The sequence below is a fragment of the Kerstersia sp. genome, from assembly GCF_052103615.1.
GTDB lineage: Bacteria > Pseudomonadota > Gammaproteobacteria > Burkholderiales > Burkholderiaceae_B > Kerstersia.
In genome coordinates this window covers 1-4,912 of the sequence record NZ_JBQEKA010000134.1, presented here as the reverse complement: position 1 = coordinate 4,912, position 4,912 = coordinate 1, and the positions used below count along the sequence as shown (strand labels likewise).

Here is a 4,912-nt window from a genome sequence, read left to right as displayed (position 1 = left end):
TTACCGATCCCCTTATTCCGCTCGACGAAGAAATGCATTCGGGCACGCTCATTACTTTCGAGGAAGACGAAAAAATGGAATCCGCCGTTGTCTCAGGCATCGCGTTCAGCCGCGATGAGGCCAAGATCACCCTGGTCGGCGTGCCCGACACCCCCGGCGTGGCCTCGGCCATTCTGGGCCCGGTCGCTGCTGCCGGGATCGACGTGGATATGATTATCCAGAACCAATCGGTCGAAGGCACCACGCTCTTCTCCTTCACGGTCAACCGCAATGAACTGCTGCGCGCCTGCCAGGTGCTGGAAAAGCAAGTGGTGCCGGCCATCAAGGCGCGTGAAGTGCTGACCGATGAAAAGGTCTGCAAGGTGTCCATCGTCGGTATCGGCATGCGTTCGCATGTGGGCGTGGCTGCGCTGATGTTCGAAACGCTGGCCAAGGAAGGCATCAACATTCGCATGATCAGCACCAGCGAAATCAAGACCTCGGTCGTGATTGAAGACAAGTATATGGAGCTGGCTGTGCGTTCGCTGCACAAGGCCTTCGGCCTGGACGGCGAGCCCAAGGTCGCCTGAGCCCGCTTGCCCTGAGCGGCGGGCTTTGCCTGGCTTGCCCGGGCAGGCCCGCCGGCTGCAAAAAACCGGCCCCCGAATCACTTCGGGGGCCGGTTTTTTTTCGGGGCCGGATGGTTCGTCCGTTCCCATCCGTTCCTGTCCGTCTCTGTCCTTTTGCGCCCGCCTGGTGCCGGGGGGCAAGCCTGCCGCCAGCCGTTTTTGTGTCGCATTGCCGACAGTCCTTATCGGCGCGCCGGACGGCCGCAGGCCTTGGGAGTAGAATTCCGTCCGCTCCCTATACGGGCGCAGTAGCGGAGTGACCCAGGACACAACCCAGGGTGCGGCGGCCGGCGATATGCGCCGTTCCGCCTATGCGCATATCGTATTCCTCCGGCCCGGCGGCCGGCTACCGAGGTTTGTATGTTGCGGCAACTGCTGGCCAATGCGCTGGCGCCTTTACTTGGCCTGTTTATCATCTGTATCGGTAACGGGTTCATTTCCTCCCTGACCTCGATCAGGCTGGATGCGGCGGGTGAATCCGCCATCGTGGTCGGGATAGTTTCTTCCGCCTACTTTATCGGCCTCACCCTGGGGGCCATGTTCAATGACAGGCTGATCGTCCGCATCGGCCACATTCGCGCCTACAGCAGTTTTGCCTCCCTGATCGCCGTCACGGTGTTGCTGCAGGGCCTGTTCCTGGATGCCTGGGGCTGGGCGTTGCTGCGCCTGGTCAATGGCTGGGCGACGGTGGGCGTGTTTCTGGTGGTTGAAAGCTGGCTGCTGATGGCGGCCGACCCCAGGTTGCGCGGGCGGTTGCTGGCGGTATATATGATCTCCCTGTATGGCGCGGGCATGGTGGGCCAGGCCATGCTGGGCGTGGTTGACGCGTCCGGCGCGGCCGGGCCGTTCATGGTGGCGGGCATGCTGGCCTCCCTATCGGTGATGCCCATGGTGATCCTGCCGCGCGTGTCTCCCATTGTGGAGCGCGTCGAACCGCTGCCGCCGCATCGCTTGCTGCGCATGTCGCCCACAGGCGTGATCGGCTGCTTTGGTTCGGGCGTCGCGATTGCGGCGGTTTACACCTTGCTGCCGCTGTATTTGCAGCGCATCGGCCTGAGTGTGGGGGATATTGGCAGCATGATGGCCATCACGATTTTTGGCGCCATGGTGTTGCAGTATCCCGTGGGGCGCTGGTCTGACCGTCAGAGCCGGCAGGTCGTGCTGATTTCGCTGAGTATTTTCTGCACGATCCTGTCGCTGGCCATCGTGTTGCTGCCGGCCTCTTTGCCGCTGCTGTCCATCCTGCTGTTCCTGCTGGGCGGCGGCGTGTTTGCCATTTATCCGGTGTCAGTCAGCCATGCGGCTGACCGGGCCACGGCGGATGCGCTGGTGCGCATGATTCAGGGCTTGCTGCTGATCAACTCGCTGGGTTCGGTGCTGAGTCCGCTGGCGATTGCGCCGATGATGACCTGGATGGGCGCCGGCGGCCTGTTCTGGGCATTCGCGCTGCTGAATCTGGCGATGCTGGCGCTGTATATCTGGCGCCGCAAAGAGCGCCCGGCCCCGGCGCCTGCCGCGCCGTTTGCGGCCGCATCGCAGATGTCACCGACCGGGGTGGAGCTGCGTGTGACTGAGGATATGGTGCAAGGCGCGCTGGACAATGAGCTGATGGAGGAGGTGCCGGACACGGCCGCCCAGCCCGCCTCACACCGCCCCTGATCCGTGTTCTGGCGGGCCGCCCAGGGCTTGCCAGAGTTTCAGCAGGTTGATGCGCTGATTGAGCTGGGCTTCCCAGAGCAAGGTTTCGCTGCTGCTGCGGGCATCCTGAGCGTCCAGCAGGGTTTTCAGGTCCACCGCGCCGGCCTGGTAACGGACGTCTTGCAATTGCTCTGTTTGCCGAGCGGCATCCAGCGCGAGCTGGCGCTGCCCGGTTTCCGTGGCATAGCGGGTTTGGGCTGACAAGGCATTCTCCACCTCGGCAAAAGCCTGATACAGCGTTTGGCGGAACCCGATGATGGCCAATTCTGTGTCGGTGGCGGCAATTTCCCGGTTCAGGCGCATTTCTGTCGCTTGCAGAAAGGGCAGGCTCAGGCCTGCGCCCAGCGTGGCGATGGGGTTCGACAGCAGATTGAGCAAGGCGCTGCTGCTGGTGCCCAGTGTGCCTGTCAGCGACAGGCGCGGGTAGTAGTCGGCCTGGGTCGCATCGGCGCTGGCGTAGCTCTTGCGCAGCCGCCGTTCGGCGGCCTGCACGTCCGGGCGGCGCGCCAGCAGCGTGGCGGGCAGGCCGGGCGCGAGACTGGGCAGACCGATTTCCGGCAGCTGTTCGGGGACAGGCAGATCCGTGCTGGGCGGCGCATCGCGCAAGAGCGCCAGGGCGCGCAGGGTTTCGTCACGGGTTTGCAGCAACTGAGCGTGCGTGCTTTCCAGCGCGGCCAGGCTGCGTGTCATTTCGGCCAGATCCAGCGCGCTGGCGGCGCCTGCGCGATGCCGGGCATCTATGATTTTCAGGGTCTTGCGAGCGTTGACGATATTGGCCTGGCTGGTAGCGAGGCGCTGATTGAGATACCCCGCTTGCCAGTACAGCGATGCGGCGGTGACGACCAGGCCCTGGCGCACGGCCTCGCGTTCGGCGTCGGCGGCCTGCGCTTCCCAGTGCGCGGCGGCGTCGCGGGCGGACAGGCGGCCCCAGATATCCCATTCATAGGATAGACCCAGCCGGGCGCTGCTATGGCGGCTTTCCTGGCCGTGATCGAGATCCTGGCTCAGGCTGCTGCTGGCGTCGGCGGTGAGCGCCGGGCGCATGGCATCGGCGCTCAGGCCAGCCTGCAGGCGGGCCCGCTGGGTCTTCAGGCCGGCGCTGGCCAGGTCGTTGTTGCGCGCCAGAATATCGGCAATCCAGCGGTCCAGCAGCGGATCCTGGAATTGCTGCCACCAGCCCGCGGCATCCCCGGCAGCAGCCAGTTCGACCGGGGGCGCATCGGCGCTTTGCCAGGCGCCAGGAATGGCTGCCTCAGGCGGGGTGTAGGGCGTGCGGAGCGCGCAGCCGGTGAGCAGCACGGCCAGCGTCAGCGCGCCCAGGCTGGCGCGCGCGGAAAAGGGAGCAGGCATGGTCATCCTTTGGAAAGCGCGACGATAGGGTCCAGGTTGGCGGCGCTGCGTGCGGGCAGGTAGCCGAACACAATACCCACCACGCTGGAGCAGACGACTGCCGCCGCCATGGACATGGCCGAAAACACCATGGAGAACCCTGTGCTGAACAGCGAGAACAGGACGCCTATGCCCAGGGCGCCAAGAATCCCCAGAATGCCGCCGAACAGGCAGACCAAAACGGCCTCGATCAGGAACTGCTGCATGATGTCGCTGCGCCGTGCGCCTATGGCCATGCGCACGCCGATTTCCGCCGTGCGTTCGGTAACGGAGACCAGCATAATGTTCATGACGCCTATGCCGCCCACGACCAGCGAGATCAGGGCGATGGCAGAGATCAGCAGGCGCATGGTGGCGCTGGTGCTTTCAATGGTGTTGCGGATGCTGTCGGTATTGACGATGAAGAAATCCTGCGCTTTATGGCGCCGCGCCAGCAGTGTTTCCACCCCTTGCTGGGCGGCAGTGGTGGAGATGTTATCGGCCACGCGTATCGTGATATTGCGCAAATAGGATTGTCCAAGAATGCGGCTCATGGCGGTGGTGTACGGCACCCAGACATTGAGTTGCTCGCTGTTGCCGAAGGGGGAATCGCTCTTGGCCGTGACACCGATGACGCGCACGGGGATATTGCCCAGCAGAATGACCTGGCCGATGGGATCGGCATGGGCGCCGAACAAGGTGTTGCGGGTGTTCTGGTCGATCACGGCTTCCTGCGCCAGATGGCGCACCGCTGCGGCATTGAAGGCATGCCCGTCGGCAATGCGCAGCCCCTTGACGCGAAAATACTGTTCGTTGACGCCATTGATCTGGCCGTTGGCGGACGTATTGCCAAAGCGCAGACTGGCGCTGCTGCTCACCAGCGGGCTGATGCTGTCCACATAGGGCTGCTGGGCGAGGGCGTCGGCGTCGCCGGGCAGCAGGGTGCGGATGCGGCCTGAGCGCTCATCGCCGAATCCGCGGCCGGAAAAAATTTCCAGCGTATTTGTGCCGATGGCGCTGATGTCGGCCAGCACGCGCTGGCGCGAACCTTCGCCCAGGGCGACGACAGACACCACGGAAGCAATGCCGATAATGATGCCCAGCATGGTCAGGAAGGTGCGCAGCTTGTGGGCGCGCATGGCGCGCCAGGCCATCCTGGCGGCTTCCAGGTAGCGGTCGCTGCTGCGGGTATGGCCCTGCGGCGCGATGGCTGGCGTGTCCGTGGCGGCCGGGGCCGG

General features: G+C 64.4%; 4 protein-coding genes. 2 read left to right on the top strand and 2 right to left on the bottom strand.

The features are described from left to right. Together ACTJGZ_RS15750 and ACTJGZ_RS15745 are read left to right on the top strand one after the other, a co-directional pair. Positions 1-569: ACT domain-containing protein (locus ACTJGZ_RS15750; RefSeq protein ID WP_441663840.1), on the top strand; the 569-nt coding region annotated here is incomplete at its 5' end. 399 nt (positions 570-968) lie between these two features. Then, positions 969-2,267 carry an MFS transporter gene (locus tag ACTJGZ_RS15745; RefSeq protein ID WP_441663839.1) on the top strand — a complete coding sequence of 433 codons (1,299 nt, stop codon included), beginning with the start codon at positions 969-971 and terminating at the stop codon, positions 2,265-2,267. Here ACTJGZ_RS15745 and ACTJGZ_RS15740 read toward each other — a convergent pair. Continuing rightward, positions 2,253-3,656 carry a TolC family protein gene (locus ACTJGZ_RS15740; protein WP_441663838.1) on the bottom strand — a complete coding sequence of 468 codons (1,404 nt, stop codon included), beginning with the start codon at positions 3,654-3,656 and terminating at the stop codon, positions 2,253-2,255. The two genes, ACTJGZ_RS15745 and ACTJGZ_RS15740, sit on opposite strands and share 15 nt — an antisense overlap. Positions 3,657-3,658: 2 nt before the next feature. Then, the coding region (locus tag ACTJGZ_RS15735) for an ABC transporter permease (protein ID WP_441663837.1) at positions 3,659-4,912 on the bottom strand (1,254 nt) is incomplete at its 5' end.

What these genes read in the sequence shown, in the direction of transcription:
- ACTJGZ_RS15745 (WP_441663839.1), top strand. Translation starts at nt 969, where the DNA reads ATGTTGCGGCAACTGCTGGCCAATGCGCTGGCGCCTTTACTTGGCCTG.
- ACTJGZ_RS15740 (WP_441663838.1), bottom strand. Translation starts at nt 3,656, where the DNA reads ATGCCTGCTCCCTTTTCCGCGCGCGCCAGCCTGGGCGCGCTGACGCTG.